General features: G+C 39.2%; 1 protein-coding gene. It reads left to right on the top strand.

Annotation, left to right across the window (positions count from 1 at the left end):
* A partial coding sequence (locus CVT14_RS10485; protein WP_199907340.1) for an Ig-like domain-containing protein occupies positions 1–2,814 on the top strand: 2,814 nt, incomplete at both ends.

Raw genomic sequence — 2,814 nt, forward strand, 5'->3', positions numbered from 1 at the left:
ATGAGACTCCAGAGTATAGATTTGCTGATGAAGCTGGCAATGTTAGTGAGTCGTCAAAAGCTACACTTACACTTGATGGCGAATTCTCAAGAACACCAGGCTCACCACTAGATATTAACTTCAAAGAAGATACTAATAAAGATGGCAAAATATCTAACAAGGAGAACCAAGACGGTGATAAAGAAGTTGGTAAAACAACAGCTGAAATTTCTATACCAAAAGATGGCAGCGTAAAACCAGGCGATAAACTAATCGTAAAAGATAATAGCGATACTCCAAAAGAGCACGTGATCACAGATAAAGATATCGAAAATGGTAAGGTTGAAATTTCAGTTGATATCAAAACAGGCGATAAGACAACTATAACAGCTGAGATCGTTAATCCAAACAACCCAAGCAAGCCAAGCGAAGAAATTTCAAAAGATATCACCGAGGCTTCTTCTACCGTTCAAGTAACAATCGACGAAATTTACGATGACGTAGCTGGTGGTGTAGTAAATGGTGATGTTAAAAATGGTCTAACAAACGATAACCTACCAACATTCAAAGGTAGTGCAGCAGCTGGTGCAACAGTAGAAATTTATGAGAGCTTCTTAACAACTACAGAAAAAACTCTAGTTGGTAAAACAGTAGCTGATGCTAATGGCAAATGGAGCTTTACTCCAACTGAAGCTATGGGTGATGGACTACACTACTTCGAAGCACATGCTACTGATAGTGCAGGTAATAAATCAATCACACCTAAGGTTGAACTAGATGTAGATGCAACAGCTCCAAGTGTTGAAAACCTAAAAGTAAGCCCACTAGATATTAGCAACCCAGCTGACAACACTCCAGAAAAAGGTAGAGTAGAGGGTAGCTCTGATACACAAGATGCTAAGGTTATTGTTAAAGATGAAGCTGGTAATGTAATTGGTGAAGGTAAAGTAGGTGGAGATGGCAAATTTGTTATAGATACTACTAAAGCACTAAACCCAGGCGATAAAGTAAAAGTAGAGATCACTGATGAAGCTGGCAACACTGGTAAAGGTAGTGCAGTAACAGGTAATGATATCATCCATACTCATGCTACAACTCAAGTAACAATCGACGAAATTTACGATGACGTAGCTGGTGGTGTAGTAAATGGTGATGTTAAAAATGGTCTAACAAACGATAACCTACCAACATTCAAAGGTAGTGCAGCAGCTGGTGCAACAGTAGAAATTTATGAGAGCTTCTTAACAACTACAGAAAAAACTCTAGTTGGTAAAACAGTAGCTGATGCTAATGGCAAATGGAGCTTTACTCCAACTGAAGCTATGGGTGATGGACTACACTACTTCGAAGCACATGCTACTGATAGTGCAGGTAATAAATCAATCACACCTAAGGTTGAACTAGATGTAGATGCAACAGCTAATGCTCCAGTAATAAATGCTGTAAATGACGATGTAGATAGCCACACTGGCAACGTTTTAGACGTTAAAACGAAAGTTGCTTTAACAAACGACAGCACACCAACTCTTGAGGGATATGCTGAGCCTAACTCGGTAGTAACTATATATGAAATTAGTGAACTAAGTGGCGATAAGAGAGCTATAGGAACTACTACAGCTGATAAGCATGGTGGTTGGAAATTTGAACTACCTCAGCTAGAAGATGGCGAGTATCAATACACTACAAGAATACAAGATAAGGCTGGAAATATCTCAGACTTCTCAGAAACAGTGGTAGTTAATGTCGACCTAGTAGCCCCAACTGAGCCAACAATCACATTTGTTGAAGATATCAATAAAAAAGATGGCAAGCTAAATAAAGCAGAGAACGGCAAAGATGGTGACAATGCTAGCACAACAGCTCAAATTTCTGTTCCAGGTGATGCTGAAGAAAACGATGTGATCCACTACACTGTAAATGGTGAGGAAAAAACACATACTATAACTTACAATGACAGAGTAGCTGGCTACATAGAAGTTAAAGTACCAGTGATCGATGGACAAGCTTCAACTGTAACAGCTAAGATCGTTGATCAAGCAGGTAATGCTAGTGAAATGGTAAAAGAGAGCATAAGCTCAGACTTTACAGCTCCTAATGTCCAGATCACAGGTATTATTGACAACGTACCAGGCGGTACATATAAAGACAACGTTGCAGGCACTTCGACAAATGATAACAAGCCAACTATCAAAGGTACAGCTGATGCAAATCAAGAAGTGGTTATCTATGATACTGATAAAGAGATAGGTAGAACTACAGCTGATAAAGATGGCAAATGGGAATTTAAGCCAATCGACTATAAAGAGCCACTAGCAGATCTTGTTGGCCGTGTTCACATCATAAAAGCTGTGGTTACAGATGCGGCTGGCAACTCTAGTGAAGCAACTTCTGCACTAGAAGTCGATACAACTGTTGGTACACCAAAAGTTAAATTTAAAGAAGATTTAAATAGCAATGAGGTCCTAAGCGTAGAAGAGGCAAAAGCCTTAACAGATGGCAAACTTCACTGGATTGTTGATATCCCAACTGATGGCATTAGTGTAAAAGCTGGTGATATACTACAAGTATACGGACAAGATGGTAAGTGGAAAAATGCTACATTTATAACCAAAGAGGATATCGCTAAAGGTTCTGTTGAGAGAGACGGCTTTGTTATGGATCTACCAAAAGGCAATGGAGCACAAAGTCCAGCTTATAGGATAGTAGATATAGTTGGCAATGAAAGCGAAGGCAATTTTGCAAACTTGGTATATGACAAAGAACTAACTCGCCAACCAAGCAACCCATCTATCAAATTCCCAGAAGATACTAACGAAGATGGTAAGATCTCTGATA

Origin of the sequence: Campylobacter concisus (genome assembly GCF_003048445.1) — a bacterium.
In the GTDB taxonomy this organism is placed as follows: Bacteria; Campylobacterota; Campylobacteria; order Campylobacterales; family Campylobacteraceae; genus Campylobacter_A; species Campylobacter_A concisus_BF.